This window comes from Amylibacter sp. SFDW26 (genome assembly GCF_009184395.1).
Lineage (GTDB): Bacteria > Pseudomonadota > Alphaproteobacteria > Rhodobacterales > Rhodobacteraceae > Amylibacter.
Genome location: NZ_WEIC01000001.1, coordinates 352,726 through 369,786 on the forward strand (window position 1 = coordinate 352,726; position 17,061 = coordinate 369,786).

Consider the following 17,061-nt stretch of genomic DNA (forward strand, 5'->3'; position numbering starts at 1 on the left):
GGTATTATGGGTCGTAAGTATTTTGGAACAGACGGCGTTCGCGGGTTAGCGAATACGCATCCAATGACCGCTGAAATGGCATTGAAATTGGGCGCTGCTGCTGGCCGCTATTTTCGTAAAGACCAAAAAAGCCACCGTGTGGTTATTGGCAAAGACACCCGTCGCTCAAGTTATATGATTGAGAGCGCTTTGACGGCCGGATTTGCCTCTACTGGTATGGAAGTATTTTTGCTTGGACCAGTACCGACCCCCGCTGTTGGGATGTTGTCGCGGTCTATGCGCGCGGATGTTGGTGTTATGATTTCAGCTTCGCATAATCCGTATCATGATAATGGAATTAAGTTTTTTGGACCAGACGGGTTTAAGTTGTCTGACCAGGCGGAAATCAAGATCGAAAAACTGGTTGATGGTGAAATTAATTTAGCTCAACCTGAAAATATTGGCCGTGTTCAACGGATTGATGACGGTTTGGGGCGATATATGGAGTTTGCGAAAACCGCATTTCCACGTAAGCGTGTATTGGATGGTTTAAAAGTTGTTATCGATTGCGCAAATGGTGCTGCTTATAAAGCGGCTCCTACAGTGTTATGGGAGTTGGGTGCAGAGGTTATTCCTGTGGGCGTTTCTCCAAATGGCTTTAATATCAATGATGGATGTGGATCAACGTGTCCACAAACAGCTGCCGATGCAGTTCTAGCGCATGGTGCTGATGTGGGTATTTGCCTAGACGGTGATGCAGACCGTGTCATGATGATCGACGAAAAAGGCAAAGTTGCTGATGGGGATCAAGTGATGGGGCTGATTGCTAAGCGTTGGAAAGCGAATGATACTTTGGCAAAAAACACACTTGTTGCAACTGTAATGTCTAATATGGGCTTGGAAAAGCATCTTGAAGATCAAGGTATGACGTTATTGCGCACAGGTGTGGGGGACCGTTACGTGGTTCAAGCGATGCGCGAAGGTGGTTATAACTTGGGTGGTGAGCAATCTGGCCATATTGTTATGAGCGATTATGTAACCACGGGTGATGGTTTGATCGCTGGTTTGCAATTTTTGAATGCGATGATGAAAAGTGGAAAACCTGCCAGTGAGTTGGCAAATGTGTTCGAACCTTATCCTCAGCTTCTGCAAAACGTGCGCTACAAAGACAAAGATCCAATGGATGCAAGCAGTGTGAAAGCGGCTATTGCTGCGGGCGAAGAAGCGCTTAAAGCCAATGGTCGCCTGTTAATTCGTAAATCTGGCACGGAACCGTTGGTGCGTGTGATGGGCGAATGCGAAGATGCTGGTTTGTTAAAGCAGGTCGTTGGTGATATTGCAGCCGCAGTTGAAGCCGCCGCTTAGGCTGGCTTACGGCCAATAACTCCAGTGGCGCAGCCAAAGAAGTATCGTTTATATGTTACTTCTAAACCTTGCTCCTTCAACATTTCGCTGAAAGCTTCCGTATTTTGGAAGTTTTCAGTGTATTGGCCGATATTTGAGAAATCTTGAGCCCCTTGCAGTAGGAATTTTTCTACAAGGGGTAATATGCGTTTTAAGTGAAAGTTGTACATTGGGCGAAATATCCAACCTTTTGGATCTGACGCTTCTACAAAAGAAAAAACACCCCCAGGTTTTAAAACACGTGCTATGAGGTTTGAAAACTTTTGATGCTGTTCTGGGTTAAACGTTTTTAAGCCGAAACTGCAGATAATAAAATCTGCACTGTGATCTTTTAAACCACTTTGGAAAACATCATCTTCTATAAAGTCTATTTTATGGGCGCGCATTTTATGTAAGCGGTCCAGTGCAAGTTTATGCATGCCAGAAGAAATATCGATGGAGGTTACTGTTTTTATATCTGGGAAACGATTGAATAAATGTGGCCACACTTCTCCTGTTCCAGCCATCAAATCATAACCTGATGGTGTAACTGTGGCAGGTACTGGCATGTTTTCTATACATTGTTTGCGCCATCGCTCGGTAAAACCAAATGAACACCAATAACTGAACTTGATGTAACGACTGGAGCATTTATCAAAGACGTCTTTTACATATTCTGGCGCGTAGATATCCGCTTGAGAGGTGTTATTCTTCATGCGCGATGTTTCCATTGACTGACTAATAAGCCCATTAAAATTAATCCCAAAGCCCAGATAAAGCTGGCCGGAAGTGTTTCGTTCAGGAATACGACACCGAATATAATTGCCCAAATTGGCACTTGGTAATTCACTTGGCTCATAAAGCTTGGACCAGCATTATTGATCACATAAACAAGCATCAATGTGGCAAGGGCGGTTGGGAATACGCCAAGATAGATAACACCTGCAATTGCTGTTGTGCTGGCCATTTCAGGTATGCCTTCGAAATATAGCGCAACTGGAACCATGCCAATTGTGCCGATAAGTAACCCAGCCGCAGAATAAGATATCAAACCTACAGGCGGACAAAGGCGCGTTATGATCGAGCCTATAGCGTAGCAACACGCGGCAACGATGCAGGCAAGACGTGCGATAGGTTCTAGAGGGTCACCTGATCTGTCGATGAATTTCTCAGGGCCGATCAAAATGATCACACCTATAAAGCCGATGATGAAACCAATAACTTTTTTACGGGTCATCTGATCGCCTTTGACCAAGAAATGGGCCAATGGCAGGACGAGCAGGGGCACAACCGCCATGCTGATGCCCGCAAAACCAGATTGAACACGTAATTGCCCCCAATTCAGCAATGTGAATGGGATTGCATTGGTAAACAGCCCCATACCAAGGATATGCAGCCATATACGTTTGTCTGTAGGCGTTTCCCATTTAGGCAACCCATTGCGGAACAAACAGGCATACCCAACAAGTATGGTGGATGCGATCAGCAACCTAAGAGCCGCAATCGTCATTGGGCCAAAGCCATCCAATGCCAGTTTTGCACCCATAAATGAACCGCCCCAAATGATCGCTAAGATGATCAGAAAGGTCCAATTTATCAATGAATGCGGCGTTTGTTCAGACATGAAATATCCATGAAGTATATGTTACGCTAACTGTCTTTAGACGCTTGTGCATCAGCTAAATGACATTAAGACGAAAAAAGGCATGCCCTAAGACATGCCTTTAAATTTTTAAAGAAAGAAGAACCTTAGTTCTTTTCTTTATCAACCATTTTACCAGCTGAAATCCAAGGCATCATAGCGCGTAGTTTCGTGCCAACTTGCTCGATTTGGTGTTCGTCATTTGCACGACGTGATGCTTTGATTGTTGGCTGACCAACAGCGTTTTCAAGCATGAAGTCACGCACGAACTTACCAGTTTGGATGTCTGTAAGCGCTTCTTTCATCGCTTTCTTTGTTTGCTCGTATGGCAAAATGCGTGGGCCAGTCACGTATTGACCGTATTCCGCAGTGTTAGAGATTGAGTAATCCATATTTGCGATACCACCTTCGTAGATCAAGTCCACGATAAGTTTTGTTTCGTGTAGACACTCAAAGTAAGCCATTTCTGGTTCGTAACCAGCTTCAACCAATGTTTCAAAGCCCAAACGGATCAATTCAACGATACCGCCACAAAGAACAGCTTGTTCACCAAATAGATCTGTTTCACACTCTTCGCGGAAATCAGTTTCGATGATGCCAGAACGACCGCCACCGATTGCTGAACAGTATGATTTACCGATTTCAAGCGCTTTGCCTGATGCATCTTGGTGTACAGCTACCAAACAAGGAACACCGCCACCTTTTGAATACTCGCCGCGCACTGTGTGACCTGGGCCTTTTGGTGCCATCATGATCACGTCAACGCCAGCTTTTGGTTCGATCAAACCGAAGTGTACGTTCAAACCGTGTGCGAATGCGATTGCTGCACCGTCTTTTAGGTTGTCGTGTACGTATTTTTTGTATGTTTCTGCCTGAAGCTCATCTGGCATTGTGAACATGATCACGTCACACCAAGCTGCTGCTTCAGCGATTTCCATAACTTTCAGGCCTTCACCTTCAGCTTTTTTCGCTGATGGAGAGCCTTCGCGCAATGCAACAACAACGTTCTTTGCACCACTGTCGCGCAAGTTCAACGCGTGGGCGTGGCCCTGTGAGCCGTAGCCAAGAATAGCAACTTTAAGGTCTTTGATTAGGTTAACATCGCAATCGCGATCGTAGTAAACACGCATGTAAGCCTCCATAAGAATGAGCGAATTTGGGACTGTTTATACGGTATTCTGACTGGGGTCGATTTCATAATTTGTATTAATTTATATATTGGCGTAAAAAGTATTCGTATAAAATTATATTGGTGTAAAATTAATGCAAGTATTGGATGATTTAGACAGACGTATCCTGCGCGCGTTGCAAGAGGATGCCTCTTTGACGGCAGCAGAACTGGGAAAACGGGTGAATTATGCAGCCGCTTCTTGTTGGCGCAGGGTCGAACGGTTGGAACGTGATGGGGTGATCCAATCGCGCCAGATTGTGATTGATCCCAAAGCTTTGGGGTATGAAGTGGAAGTGTCTTTGCGCATCACTCTGGATAAGACAGTTAAAAACGCCTTTGATGAATTCATTGCAGAGGCGCGTGATGTGGCGGAAATCAATGAAATCCAAACCTTCCTTGGCCGTGTGGATGTGCGCCTGAATGTTCTGGCGCGCGATATGGAACATTATCAACAGATTTACCGCACGCGCATTCTGGGATTGCCCCATATCGCAGATATTGAAGCGTTAATGTTGATCTCGAATGTTATGGAGCGCGAGGTGCTGCCAGTATGATTGATTTAGATGATATTGACCGCGCATTGCTGCGGGCATTACAAAAAGACGGCAGCTTAACAGCGGCGGCTTTGGCAAAACGGGTGGATATGTCCCAACCCGCCGCTTGGCGGCGGATTAAGCGCATGGAAGAGGCTGGTGTAATTTCTGGGCGCCGTGTGGTTTTGGATAAAGAAAAGCTTGGCTTTGGCGTGACTGTGTTTCTAGGCGTGAAGCTTGCAACCAAAGGTCGGGTGTCCTTAGAAGATTTCGAACGTGCAGTGAGTGCCATTCCCGAAGTGCAGGTCGTACAGCACGTTTTGGGGCTGTATGATTACCGTTTAAAAGTGGTTGCACGCGATATTTCAGACTTTGAAAGGGTGTTAAGGCGCCGTGTTATGGCGTTACCAGGTGTTGGGGACGTAGAAGCGAATGTTTTGCTGTCAGAAGAGAAAAGAGACATCGCATTGGGGTGAATGTTTATTTATTAATGTTTACAGATGATTTTATAGGTGTTGGCGATGACTAATTTGGAACGTTTCATTCAAGTACTAAAGGATGATGGCTGGGAAGGCGCCGGAGGTTTCTTGTTTAAAAAAGGAACAAGGAGAATAATGTTTGATACTAGTTCGTGCATGGAAGTGGGCACAATAAACACACCAAGAGTTTTCGATGTACTTGTTCCAAATAATGATCGTTATGATCGTTGGACGCTGAATTTAATAGAACATCTATGTAAAACGGATGACTTGATTAATGGGACGTAAGAATAACAAGCTCTCTGTGAAATACGTTGCATTGAGGTAAATGTTTCCGAAGCGAAATTTTAATCATTCAAAACCCCCGCGTTTCTTGGCGTTTTTGTCGTTTTCCATCTGGCAGGAATCAGTTGAGTGTCTAGGTATCGTTACAGATATTTTTATGGAGACTCCCTATGTCAGCTCTTTTGCCAAATGTAGATCCCGATGGTTTGCTAGAATTCTCTGTTGTTTTTACAGACCGTTCATTGAACCACATGAGTAAACAATTCCAAGGTGTCATGAACGACATCTCTGAAATCCTAACAGGCGTTTATAACACGGATGCCTGCGCTCTTGTACCAGGTGGCGGTACTTACGCGATGGAAGCGGTTGCACGTCAATTTGCAACAGACCAAAAAGTTATGGTTCTGCGTAATGGTTGGTTCTCTTTCCGTTGGACGCAAATTTTTGAAGCGGGCAACATCCCGTCAGAGACAACTGTGATGATGGCGCGCCGCACAGGCAATGCACACCAAACACCGTTTGCACCTGCACCGATTGATGAGGTTGTGGCTAAAATCAAAGAAGAACAACCAGCTGTTGTTTTCGCACCGCACGTTGAAACATCAAGCGGCATGATCCTTCCTGATGATTATATAAAAGCTGTGGCTGATGCTGTGCATTCTGTGGGCGGTTTGTTCGTTCTGGATTGTATCGCATCTGGCTGTATCTGGGTTGATATGAAAGCAACTGGCGTAGATGTTTTGATTTCTGCACCACAAAAAGGGTGGTCAGCGTCCCCATCTGCGGGCATCGTAATGATGAATGCAGACGCAAAAGCCAAAGTTGCTGAAACAACGGGCACAAGCTTTGCTGTGAACTTGCAAACATGGTCAAACATCATGGACGCATACACAAACGGCGGCCACGCATATCACGCGACAATGCCAACAGACGCATTGAAAGACTTCCGCGACACAATGATTGAAACACGTGAATATGGTTTCGATAAATTGAAAGATGCACAACAAGAACAGGGCGATCGTATCCGCGCAGTTCTTAAAGACCGCGGTTACGTTTCTGTTGCAGCTGACGGTTTCGGTGCACCAGGTGTGGTTGTAAGCTATACTGATGAGGCTGGCCTACAAAACGGCAGCAAGTTTGTTGCAGAAGGCGTTCAAATCGCAGCGGGTGTTCCATTGCGTTGTGATGAGCCGGCTGATTACTCTACATTCCGTTTGGGTCTGTTTGGTTTGGACAAGCTTTATGATGTGGACGCAACGGTTGCACGTTTAGAGTCTGTTTTGGACAAAGTGGCAGCTTAAACGCTGCCCAAGCCCTTACGCATAAGGGTCTTACGAATTGGAGCAAGTCCGTGCAGGGCTTGCAATCCCTTCAGGCGCAACGCCTTTAGATTATCAGTTTCCGTCATCGCTGCACGATTTAACAGGTTCACACCTGTCACACGTGTTTTGATGTCTTTATGACGGGCTTTGTTATAGGCCGTTAGCATTTCTTGGCTGCCCAATGTGTCTGGGCTTTCAAGTGCCAGATCAAGTAAACATTGAATATCCGTTAAGCTCATATTCAGACCCTGTGCGCCGATAGGCGGGATCACATGGGCCGCTTCTGCGATCAATGCGATACGCGGGCCATCCAAACGTTCCGCAAGACGGCTGATCATAGGCCACGTCACGCGGCGGGTTTCCAATGTGAGGGTTCCAAGTATACCGCATGAGCGTTCGTTAATTGCAGTGTTAAAGGCCGTATCATCAAGCTTCATCAAATCAGAGGCTTTTGGCCCTGTTTCCATCCAAATCACAGCCGAATAATGTTTGCCGTTCTGATCGGGCAAAGGCACCAATGTGAAAGGGCCGCCTGTGCGGTGGATTTCAGTAGATATGTTTTGATGCGGTTCTGTATGAGATACAGAGAACACGATAGCTTTTTGCCCAAAACGCCAAGTCTTTGCATCTATTCCCGCCATATCTCGAGCGGGGGAATTACGGCCGTCTGCCGCAAGTACCATTTTGCAGACAACTTGTGTGCCATTCGATAGCTGAACATAGGCGGTATCTAAACGTGGTGTAATCCGTTTGGTTTCAACACCCGTTAAAAACGTCACATTATCCAACTCATCAATACGTTTCAGCATTTCGCGGCGCAGCAGCCAATTGGGCAAGTTCCACGCAAAAGGCTCGTCTGAAATTTCCGCAGCCACAAAATCCGCGACTTTGCGGATTTCATTCACCTCACCACCTGCATCTGCCAAACGCATGATTTCCAATGGTGTTGCATAAGCTTGCAGATGTTTCCAAATCCCTGCTGATATCAATGTATTACGCGCAGGTTGCAAAAATGCTGTGCTGCGCAAATCGGCCTGTGGATTAGAGGCCTCAGTCACTGGCGGCATAGGGTCTACGCAGATCACATCAAATCCAGCCGCACCAAAAGCGCAGGCCGCTGTCATGCCAGCAATGCCGCCACCAGAAATAAGGATATCTGTTGTGATACGTTCCATGATTTTAACCTAGGGCGAATAATTTGGTACGGAAAGGCTCAAGCGACTAGGCGCGACAGAAAGTCTGTAAGGTCATCCGTGTGATAATGAATGAACGGATGATCCTCTTTGGGACCAACAAGGATGGTTTTCAAGCCCATAGCATGGGGAATTTCCAGATTGCGCACGTCATCCTCGAACAACGCAGCCTTGGTCGGATCAACACCATCTAATGCGAATACACGCTCAAATGCAGCGCGACGTGGCTTTGGCTGATATCCTGCGTGTTCCACGCCATACATCCCATCAAATATATCATCAATGCCAAGGGCACGGGTCACGTTTTCTGCATGACCTTTTGACCCGTTTGTATAGATAATTTTACGGCCGTTTAATTTTGTGATGTTATCGCGTAATTCCGTGTTCTTTTTAATGTGAGAAACATCAATTTTATGAACTGCATCCAAGAATGGATCAGGGTCTAGGTCATGACGCTCCATAAGTCCCGCCAAGGTAGTTCCGTATTCTTTCCAATAGGTTGCGCGAATTTTATCGGCTGCGGGTTCATCCAAATTCAAAGCCTGCATCACATATTGGGTCATCAAAACATCGATCTGATCGAATAAAGCATCGGATGGCGGATAAAGCGTGTTGTCTAGATCAAAGACCCAAGTGGTCACATGTGAAAAATCGTGTTGCATAAACGTACAGTATTGGCGCAACGTGGGCACGTCTAGGAGTAAATATGTCAGATACAATTGATTGGCGCGGAAGTGTCGGAAAAGAATGGGCGGATAAGGTCGACGGCTTGGATTTATTACTGGGGCCAACTGGCGATGCAGGGATCGAAGCACTTGGAGATTTAAGCGGAAAATGTGTTCTGGATGTTGGTTGTGGTGCTGGTACTACCAGCCGTGCTTTGGCTGCACGTGGGGCTATTGTAACTGGTGCTGACATATCCAGTGACCTTTTGGATGTGGCGCGTGAACGTGGTCATGCGAATTATATTATGGCTGATGCATCTGCCGACCCTTTAGGCGGGCCACATGACGCCGTTTATTCGCGGTGTGGGGCGATGTTTTTTGATGATCCGGTTGCAGCGTGGTCACATATTCGCAGTGAAGTATCCAAAAATGCCGATTTATCGATCGTGTGTTGGTGTGCTGCCAAAGAGAACGGCTGGGCTAGCATCCCAATGCATGCTGCGCGCGATATTTTAGAACTGCACAACGTCAAACAAGCCCCTGTCGGCACACCTGGCCCTTTTGGATGGGCGGACCCTGCATATTTTGCACCTGTTTTGGAACAAGCAGGCTGGCGTGACTTATCATGGGAAGCAGTTGAACGCCCTGCAATGTTCACGACAGGGGATAATCCTGATCCTGTTGAACGTGCTGTTGAATTTACATTGCGCGTTGGCATTTTGGCGCGTCATTTGAAGGGCAAATCACCCGAATTACGTGCTAAGGTTGCAAACTCTCTTAGGGGAGTGTTTCATAAATATGTCGAAGATGATGCAGTATACGTGCCTACAAAGGCGTGGGTTATAACAGGCAAAGGGTAGAGTTTAATATGAAACCACATGAAAAAATCATCGAAGCGCGACGTTTATTGCAAGAAGCTCATCAAGAGTTGGCTACGTTTTTAGGAACGGAACGCAGCCGACGACGAGGCGAAGCTTTGCGGCAAAGCCATGTAATTTCCAATATGATGGCCACATCACAGTTCTTCTATTCACAAGCTGGGCAGGACCGTGTGATTGATGGTTTGTTGGATGGAAAACGTGACGGTGTTTTTGTGGATATCGGTGGATATGATGGTGTGACGGGTTCTAACACCTTGTTTTTTGAAAATTTTCGTAATTGGACTGGCGTGATTGTTGAGCCATCACCAACTCAGATTAAGCTTGCAGAAGAAGCACGTAAAAACCCATGTATAATGGCGGCAGTTGCTGGCAAAACGGGTAAAGCGAATTTTATGGAAGTAACGTCTGGATACACTCAGATGAGTGGGTTCTTAGACAGTTATGACGCAGCACTTCTAGAACGTGTGCGTGCACATGAAAAACATCAAGAGGTCGTGCATAAACTGTCGAAAAAGACGCTTCAATCGATTTTGAACAAACATAAGCTTAAGAAAATCGACCTGATATCATTGGATGTTGAAGGCGGGGAAATGGATATTTTGAATAATTTCCCGTTTGAAAAATACGATATTGAGGTGTGGAGTATCGAAAATAATGCACAAAGTTCTGATTTACCTGAATTAATGCGGTCAAAAGGCTATGATTTAGTGGAATTTGCTGGTGTAGATGATATCTACCGTAAAAAGCAAAGCTAACGACCAAAGGATAGGGTGATCGTGAAAGGCCAAACTGATGCATATAGGTTGATTGTAGATGCAATCGATGCTGGGCTTTATAAGCCTGGGGATCGTTTGGTTGAATCGGAATTGGCAGACAGATTTCAAGTATCCCGCACACCAATTCGCGAAGCTTTGCAGCGTTTAGAAACCCAATCCATGCTAACGCGTGATGGGCGGTCTTTGATTGTGGCCTCTTTGGATCATAATCAACTGGCTGAACTTTATGCTGTACGTTCTGAATTGGAAGGGTTGGCGGCTAAATTAGCGGCGCAACATTCGACACCAGAAGAGGTGCGCGTTTTATACGATATGATTGCAGCAGACCGACAGATCATAGATGATCCTGATGCGTTATCGCGTGCAAACCGCCGGTTCCATAATCAAATCCATCTAGCGAGCCGAAATCGTTATTTGATCACACAGTTGAAAATGGTTCACCGCTCAATGGCGCTATTGGCGTCTACATCGTTGGCCGTTGATGGGCGTGGTGAAATGGCATTGAACGAGCACGAAGAGATTGTAAAAGCGATCGAAGGCCGTGATGGTGAATTAGCGAGTAATTTGCTGAAACAACATATTTCCTATGCATTTGAAACCCGCCTGAAAATTGATGCTGGCGAAGTTTAATTTTTATTAATTGGAAATTGCGCTGAATTTTGTGTCAGTTTTTCGATTTCTTTTTCATAAAGCTGATCGTTCAATCCATGTTCGCTTTTATCCCAATAAGACGGGCGAATGATCATTTCGAATAGAGCTTTATAAGAGGCGAAACACGTGATTGGCCAATAAAGTATGGTCGTGAATATCCATGGGCGCAGGTGTTTGTGATTTGGGGTATTCGTTGCTGTAAACCCTAATACAAATGACAGGCACTCTGTCGCTATGAATAGGCCGACAAGACCTGTGATGAAATAGGGAGGTAAGTTGGAATAATAGGGTAAGTCATATCCAATACTCAGCACCCACATTGGCAAGATAATGGGAACTAATGGGCACAAAAGCCAAGGTATTATAGTCAAAGACACCATGGACATAAAGGCAAGCGTTCCTATTTTCTGATGAAGTTTTATTGGGTTCCTAAGATGTACTAGCCCTGTGAAAAGCAAGCCTTTTAACCAACGTGATCTTTGTTTTATCCATGGTATAAACCTGTAATTTGCCTCTTCATATGTGATCGCATTGATCCATTCACAGCGATATCCCATGCGGTATAACCTATAGCCAAGATCGGCATCTTCAGTCACGTTATAAGCATCCCAACGCCCCATCTTTTCTAATATATTGCGGCGAAAGAATACGGATGTACCGCCAAGTGGGATCGGGAGTTTATATTTGCTTAAGGCTGGTAAAATAACGCGAAACAAAATTGCATATTCGATAGTAAAACACCGCGACATCCAATTTGTTTTCGGGTTGTAGAAATCCAGTACACATTGCACACAGGCCACATCATCATCCGCAGCGTTTAGGTGTTGTATCACACATTCGACCTGATTGATCTCTGGCGCGTCTTCGGCATCATAAATGCCAATTATGCTGCCTGTGCAAAAGTCCAAAGCATAATTCATCGCACGTGGTTTTGTTTTTAAATGCCCATCAGGTACCTCTAAAAATTTGATGTGATCGGGCTGGTTCAAAATAGTGATCGCATTCTTGGTTTCATCATCATTTTGTTCATATATCAGATGAATTTCCAGAAGCTCTTTGGGATATTCTATGGAGCTTAACCTATTGATAAGGCGATTTATTATAGCGCTTTCTTTATATAGCGGGACAAGAATGGAAACTTTTGGGCGCTTCATACGCTTGTTTGGTTTTGCGTGCTTATTATTTTTGCGACTATAAAGCGTATAAAGGCAAAATAATCGAAACCACATCAATACGGTTAAGGTCGCGAAAACAATGCATAGGCATATGAAAATTGTGGTTGCAGGATTTATTACTGCGATTGTCACCAGGACTGATAACAATCCAAAACGTAAAATATTCGGCTTTGACCATGTCATCCATGATTTACAACTATACGCATCAGGACAGCATGAGAGTGCGTTGTCTTTTAATATGTCCGCCTGCGTACCTGCAATGAATTTTTGTAATTCGGGTGGTGTGATGAGAACAAAATCTAATAACTTATCCTTGTCATGAAATTCTGCGCGCAAGTTTTCAATCATATTTGGATCTGTAACGGCTATGGTCATATGGGTGTCTGTACAGCGCCAGACGATGTATCCTTTTTGTAAGGATTGTATTGGAGTGGAAAAATCGACCCAATTCAGTGATGGTGGGTGAATTGCAAAATCTACGATATCTAGATCATGAAGCTCTCCAAGTGCCCAGTATAACTGGTCTTGCGTGATCTTCCCCATGCCAATCAGAATCTCTCCAATGGCAGCCTGCTCATAAGCTTGTATAGACCACGCTTTTAAAAGGTCACTTTCTGTAACCCAGTTTTGCGCCAATAAAACCCGCCCCAAACTGCGTTTTTGGATGGGTTTATCGTTGGTTTTTTTGGAATGATCAGGAACAAGTTTTAAATGAGATGCAAGAGATGACATACTTTAGACCAAAATAATTTGATCCAAAGCTCGCGTAATTTAATTAAAACTTGTTTAATTTAAGCCATAGAAGCCGCAAAGCGCTCGAACAGATAAAAACTGTCTTGCGGGCCAGGGCTGGCCTCTGGGTGTTGCTGTACGGAAAACACTGGACGATCTGTCATTTTGATACCGCAGTTCGATCCATCGAACAAAGACACATGTGTTTCTTCGACACCCTCTGGCAATGATTGTGCATCTACAGCAAAACCGTGGTTCATTGATGTGATTTCCACTTTTCCTGTTTCATGTTCTTTCACAGGGTGGTTTGCACCGTGATGGCCGTGGCTCATCTTCATCGTTTTGCCACCCAAAGCCAACGCAAGCATCTGATGACCAAGGCAAATACCAAACATTGGCAGATCAGTTGTGTCCAAAATCTCTTTGATCATTGGCACAGCATATTCGCCAGTGGCAGCAGGGTCACCTGGTCCGTTTGATAGGAAAACACCTTGTGGTTTATGTGCCAAAACCTCTTCCGCGGTTGCGGTTGCAGGCAGGACAGTCACATCGCATCCAGCGCTGGCTAAGCAGCGAAGGATATTGCGTTTTGCACCGTAATCTATGGCGACAACTTTTTTGCCAGGTTCTGTGCGTTCGGAAAAACCATCAGGCCATGCCCAGCGTTGTTCGTTCCATTTATAGGATTGTGCACATGTCACGTCTTTTGCCAAATCCAAACCTTCTAGGCCTGTAAATTCGCGGGCATGCGCCAATAGCGCCTCTATATCAAAGTTGCCTTCTGGGTCATGTGCGATGGCAACATGAGGCGCCCCTTGGTGTGTGATGGCACGTGTCAAACGACGTGTATCCACACCGCCAACGCCAATACGGCCGCGCTTTGCAAGCCAAGCGGATAATGTGCCCTGAGAACGCCAATTTGATGGCTCTGTCGGATCCCATTTCACAACCATGGCACGCGCTACAGGATCACCTGTTTCGTCGTCTTCGGCATTTACGCCAGTATTACCAATATGTGGAAATGTGAAAGTAATGGCTTGCCCTGCATAACTTGGATCAGTCATGATTTCTTGATACCCAGTCATCGCGGTGTTGAAGCAAAGTTCGGCCTGAATCACCCCAGTGGCGCCAAAACCGTATCCGTAAAAGATTGTTCCATCGGCCAAAACAATACAAGCCGTTGGTTTTCCAGGTTTTTTCTGGGAGGCAGCAGCAGCAGACATAACATCATCCTATGGGTAAATTTGGCGCAAACTACGGTTTTGTGGACAAATGGTCAAGACATGTAAAAAATCAAAAATGCTAAAGTTTCAGCACCTTAGAACGTCGGGTTTTTATTGTCTCTTTAAATTTAAACAGATATGCTCTGAGGTCTTGAATGCACGAATTGGGACGGGAGACCCTTATAATATGCGTAGCAAAATCAATGCTTGTATGAAACAGGCGATGTTGGATAAAGAAAAGAACCGTCTAGGTACACTTCGCTTAATCAATGCAGCGATTAAAGACCGTGATATTGCAGCCCGTGCTGAGGGTAATATGGATGGTGTTTCGGATGATGATATCTTGGGTATTATGACCAAGATGGTGAAACAGCGCATTGATAGTGCAAAGACATACGAGCAAGCTGGCCGTATTGAACTGGCAGAACAAGAACTAAGCGAAATTAAAGTCATTGAAGAGTTTTTGCCTAAGCAACTTTGCGATGATGATATCCGTTCGGCCGTTCAAGAAACGATCACAGCTGTGGGTGCTGATAGCATTCGTGACATGGGTAAAGTCATGTCCGCATTGAAGGCTAAATATGCTGGGCAAATGGATTTTGGAAAAGCGGGCGGCACTGTAAAAGAGCTGCTTGGTTAAGCAAAACGGTTGTATGATCGGCGTATGATTTACGTGCACAGCGCGTATGACATTTGTACGAAAGTTTCCGAGCGATATTTGGCTGAAATCCTGCGCGACTTGACGCTTTTCCCAGACAATGCATACTTTTCCCTAATGGGAGATATAAAATATGCGTTACGTTCCACTTTTAATTATCATGTTGTTTGTGCCAGCGGGGTTGCTTTTGGCAGTACTCGCGCCCTTTTGGGGGGGCGCAATATCAGGTCTAGCCTTTGTATTGTCACTTGTTGGGCTTTACGATTTATTACAAATGAAAAGTGCAGTTCTTAAAAATTATCCGCTTGTCGCGCGATTACGGTTTTTATTTGAACACTTTCGTCCTGAGATACGTCAGTACTTTTTAGAAAGCGATCATGAAGAAACTCCCTATTCACGTGAACAACGTGCGCTGGTTTACAGACGTGCAAAAGGTATGGAAGGTTTGCGGCCGTTTGGAACTTTGCGCAATGTGAATGATATTGGGCATGAATGGATTAACCACTCGGTGGCACCGCAACATCTGCCTGATGAACCAATTACGGTCACTTTTGGTGGGTCAAAATGTAAAAAGCCTTATGAAGGTTCGGTTCTGAATATCTCTGGAATGTCCTATGGTGCACTGTCGCCAAACGCAATTGAAGCTCTGAATAAGGGCGCAAAAATGGGCGGTTTTGCACACACAACGGGCGAAGGGTCTATTTCGAAATTCCATCGCATGCATGGGGGAGATCTGATTTGGCAAATTGGCAGCGGGTATTTCGGCTGTCGTACCGCAGATGGCGAATTCGACCCAGATAAGTTTGCGGAAACATCTGTAGATGACCAGGTTAAGATGATCGAGATTAAGTTGTCACAAGGGGCAAAACCGGGTCATGGCGGTATTTTATTGGGCGCGAAAGTCACAACTGAAATAGCAGCGGCACGCGGCGTTAAGGTGGGTGTGGATTGTATCAGCCCAAGTGCGCATAGTGTTTTTTCAACACCTTTAGAGCTTTGTGAATTCATTGGTAGACTGCGCGATTTGTCTGGCGGTAAACCCGTTGGGTTCAAGTTATGCGTAGGCCATCCATGGGAATGGTTTGCGATTGCAAAAGCGATGAAAGAAAGCGGCATTTGCCCTGACTTTATCACTGTTGATGGTACTGAGGGTGGCACAGGCGCAGCACCTGTTGAGTTTGCTGATCATAAAGGCGCACCGCTGCGCGAGGGATTGATGCTTGTCCATAATACACTGGTGGGATTGGGCATACGCGATGAGATCAAGCTGATTGCATCTGGTAAACTGATCAGTGCTTTTGACATGTGCAGGATTTTTGCATTGGGTGCAGACAGTTGTAACATTGCGCGTGGCTTTATGTTTGCCATTGGTTGCATTCAAGCCCAAGCCTGTCACACAGGTAAATGTCCAACAGGTGTCACGACACAAGATCCTGGCCGCTATAAGGCATTGGTTGTCGAAGATAAAAGCACGCGAGTGGCGAACTTTCACAAGAACACTCTAACGGCACTGAAGGAAGCGGTTGAATCTTCAGGGCTTACGCACCCATCGGAATTTACACCACATCACCTTATGATCAGAATTAATAGTCGTGAGGTGCGATCTGCAGCCAGCCAATACTTGTGGTTGAAGCCGGGTGATCTTGAGAAAAGCGATGCGATGCATCCAGCCTTTGCCAAATACTGGGATCGGGCACAGACAAGCTCGTTTGTTTTTGCGGCTTAGTGTTGGGTATTAGATTGATTTTGGATATTTGAAGAAAAAAGAAAGGCGTATGGAGATCATGCGCCTTTTGTTTTGGTGATACGTTAACATGGGTGTCTGCTATGGGGGACAAAGTAGATGTTTACAAACTATCGAAATGGTGGGAGCTTTCGAAGGTATTGTGGAGTTGCACCATGCCTTTTGAAGTTTCTGAGGAATATATAATTGCTGCTGAGAGCGGTCTTGGAGTGCGGCTTCCCGATAGCTACCGTGAATTAATGCAAAAGGCAAATGGCGGCGAGTGCAATGTTGCATCGGACCTTTGGTCACTGTCACCAATTCTAGATAAATCGAACAGGAAACGGTTGGCGCGTACATGTAACGATATTGTTAGAGAAACCAAAGCGATGTCTTCGTGGGTCGGGTGGCCAAGTGGGGCAATTTGCATTGCCCAAAACGGTACAGGTGACGCTCTAATATTCTTAACTGAAGAAACGGTGTGCCCCTCAACTATTTACCTTTGGAACCATGAAACAGGTAACACAAAAATAGTTGCTCAAGACTTTTCTTTGCTCAAAAGAACCTAGCCAATTTGAACGATTGCTGTA

General features: G+C 45.3%; 18 protein-coding genes. 11 read left to right on the forward strand and 7 right to left on the reverse strand.

The genetic code is table 11. The annotated features are described in order from the left end of the window. Positions 1 to 6 precede the first annotated feature (6 nt). Positions 7 to 1,344 carry a phosphoglucosamine mutase gene (gene glmM, locus F9L33_RS01825; protein ID WP_152141026.1) on the forward strand — a complete coding sequence of 446 codons (1,338 nt, stop codon included), beginning with the start codon at positions 7 to 9 and terminating at the stop codon, positions 1,342 to 1,344. On the opposite strand, the gene F9L33_RS01830 is transcribed toward glmM, so the two are convergent. The 3 genes from F9L33_RS01830 to ilvC all read right to left on the reverse strand — a co-directional run bounded on the left by F9L33_RS01830 (position 1,341) and on the right by ilvC (position 4,134). Next, the gene (locus F9L33_RS01830; protein WP_152141027.1) at positions 1,341 to 2,078 is read right to left on the reverse strand and encodes a class I SAM-dependent methyltransferase; all 738 of its coding nucleotides are present in this window, start codon (positions 2,076 to 2,078) and stop codon (positions 1,341 to 1,343) included. The genes glmM and F9L33_RS01830 overlap by 4 nt on opposite strands. After that, a complete protein-coding gene (locus F9L33_RS01835) occupies positions 2,075 to 2,986 on the reverse strand; it encodes a DMT family transporter (RefSeq protein WP_152141028.1) in 912 nt (303 codons plus the stop codon). The genes F9L33_RS01830 and F9L33_RS01835 overlap by 4 nt, the downstream gene beginning before the upstream one ends. 125 nt (positions 2,987 to 3,111) lie before the next feature. Further along, positions 3,112 to 4,134 (reverse strand): ketol-acid reductoisomerase, encoded by a 1,023-nt coding sequence (gene ilvC, locus F9L33_RS01840; RefSeq protein ID WP_152141029.1) that lies wholly within the window; start codon positions 4,132 to 4,134, stop codon positions 3,112 to 3,114. Positions 4,135 to 4,267: 133 nt separating this feature from the next. On the opposite strand from ilvC, the gene F9L33_RS01845 reads away from it, so the two are divergent. The 4 genes from F9L33_RS01845 (at position 4,268) to F9L33_RS01855 (ending at position 6,773) form a co-directional block, all read left to right on the forward strand. Further along, on the forward strand, positions 4,268 to 4,729 hold the full coding sequence (locus tag F9L33_RS01845) for an Lrp/AsnC family transcriptional regulator (protein ID WP_152141030.1): 462 nt from the start codon (positions 4,268 to 4,270) through the stop codon (positions 4,727 to 4,729). Next, the gene (locus F9L33_RS01850) at positions 4,726 to 5,184 is read left to right on the forward strand and encodes an Lrp/AsnC family transcriptional regulator (protein ID WP_152141031.1); all 459 of its coding nucleotides are present in this window, start codon (positions 4,726 to 4,728) and stop codon (positions 5,182 to 5,184) included. Before F9L33_RS01845 ends, F9L33_RS01850 begins: the two co-directional genes overlap by 4 nt. A gap of 138 nt (positions 5,185 to 5,322) precedes the next feature. Further along, on the forward strand, positions 5,323 to 5,475 hold the full coding sequence (locus tag F9L33_RS15680) for a hypothetical protein (protein ID WP_193221939.1): 153 nt from the start codon (positions 5,323 to 5,325) through the stop codon (positions 5,473 to 5,475). Positions 5,476 to 5,642: 167 nt separating this feature from the next. After that, complete coding sequence (locus F9L33_RS01855) at positions 5,643 to 6,773, forward strand: aminotransferase class V-fold PLP-dependent enzyme (protein WP_152141032.1); 1,131 nt, start codon at positions 5,643 to 5,645, stop codon at positions 6,771 to 6,773. Here the strand turns inward: F9L33_RS01855 and F9L33_RS01860 are convergent. Continuing rightward, a complete protein-coding gene (locus F9L33_RS01860) occupies positions 6,770 to 7,969 on the reverse strand; it encodes a UbiH/UbiF family hydroxylase (protein ID WP_152141033.1) in 1,200 nt (399 codons plus the stop codon). The two genes, F9L33_RS01855 and F9L33_RS01860, sit on opposite strands and share 4 nt — an antisense overlap. A 38-nt stretch (positions 7,970 to 8,007) precedes the next feature. Continuing rightward, positions 8,008 to 8,649 carry a pyrimidine 5'-nucleotidase gene (locus F9L33_RS01865; protein ID WP_152141034.1) on the reverse strand — a complete coding sequence of 214 codons (642 nt, stop codon included), beginning with the start codon at positions 8,647 to 8,649 and terminating at the stop codon, positions 8,008 to 8,010. Between the two features lie 44 nt (positions 8,650 to 8,693). On the opposite strand from F9L33_RS01865, the gene F9L33_RS01870 reads away from it, so the two are divergent. From F9L33_RS01870 to F9L33_RS01880, 3 genes are read left to right on the forward strand one after another with little or no spacing between them, the layout of a single operon-like run. Continuing rightward, entirely contained in the window at positions 8,694 to 9,512 is an 819-nt protein-coding gene (locus F9L33_RS01870) for a class I SAM-dependent methyltransferase (protein ID WP_152141035.1), read from the forward strand. Between the two features lie 8 nt (positions 9,513 to 9,520). Continuing rightward, a complete protein-coding gene (locus F9L33_RS01875) occupies positions 9,521 to 10,288 on the forward strand; it encodes an FkbM family methyltransferase (protein ID WP_152141036.1) in 768 nt (255 codons plus the stop codon). A 21-nt stretch (positions 10,289 to 10,309) separates the two neighbouring features. After that, positions 10,310 to 10,939: a GntR family transcriptional regulator gene (locus F9L33_RS01880; protein ID WP_226803895.1), complete on the forward strand. Its 630-nt coding sequence runs from the start codon at positions 10,310 to 10,312 to the stop codon at positions 10,937 to 10,939. On the opposite strand, the gene F9L33_RS01885 is transcribed toward F9L33_RS01880, so the two are convergent. Continuing rightward, positions 10,936 to 12,867 (reverse strand): glycosyltransferase family 2 protein, encoded by a 1,932-nt coding sequence (locus F9L33_RS01885; protein WP_152141038.1) that lies wholly within the window; start codon positions 12,865 to 12,867, stop codon positions 10,936 to 10,938. The genes F9L33_RS01880 and F9L33_RS01885 overlap by 4 nt on opposite strands. A 59-nt stretch (positions 12,868 to 12,926) precedes the next feature. After that, entirely contained in the window at positions 12,927 to 14,090 is a 1,164-nt protein-coding gene (gene carA / locus F9L33_RS01890; RefSeq protein WP_152141039.1) for a glutamine-hydrolyzing carbamoyl-phosphate synthase small subunit, read from the reverse strand. Between the two features lie 187 nt (positions 14,091 to 14,277). Here carA and F9L33_RS01895 point away from each other — a divergent pair, with 187 nt between their 5' ends. The 3 genes from F9L33_RS01895 to F9L33_RS01905 all read left to right on the forward strand — a co-directional run bounded on the left by F9L33_RS01895 (position 14,278) and on the right by F9L33_RS01905 (position 17,040). Continuing rightward, the gene (locus tag F9L33_RS01895) at positions 14,278 to 14,730 is read left to right on the forward strand and encodes a GatB/YqeY domain-containing protein (RefSeq protein WP_152141040.1); all 453 of its coding nucleotides are present in this window, start codon (positions 14,278 to 14,280) and stop codon (positions 14,728 to 14,730) included. Positions 14,731 to 14,881: 151 nt separating this feature from the next. Beyond that, on the forward strand, positions 14,882 to 16,474 hold the full coding sequence (locus F9L33_RS01900; protein ID WP_152141041.1) for an FMN-binding glutamate synthase family protein: 1,593 nt from the start codon (positions 14,882 to 14,884) through the stop codon (positions 16,472 to 16,474). Positions 16,475 to 16,647: 173 nt separating this feature from the next. Further along, entirely contained in the window at positions 16,648 to 17,040 is a 393-nt protein-coding gene (locus tag F9L33_RS01905; RefSeq protein WP_152141042.1) for an SMI1/KNR4 family protein, read from the forward strand. The last annotated feature ends 21 nt before the right edge of the window (positions 17,041 to 17,061 follow it).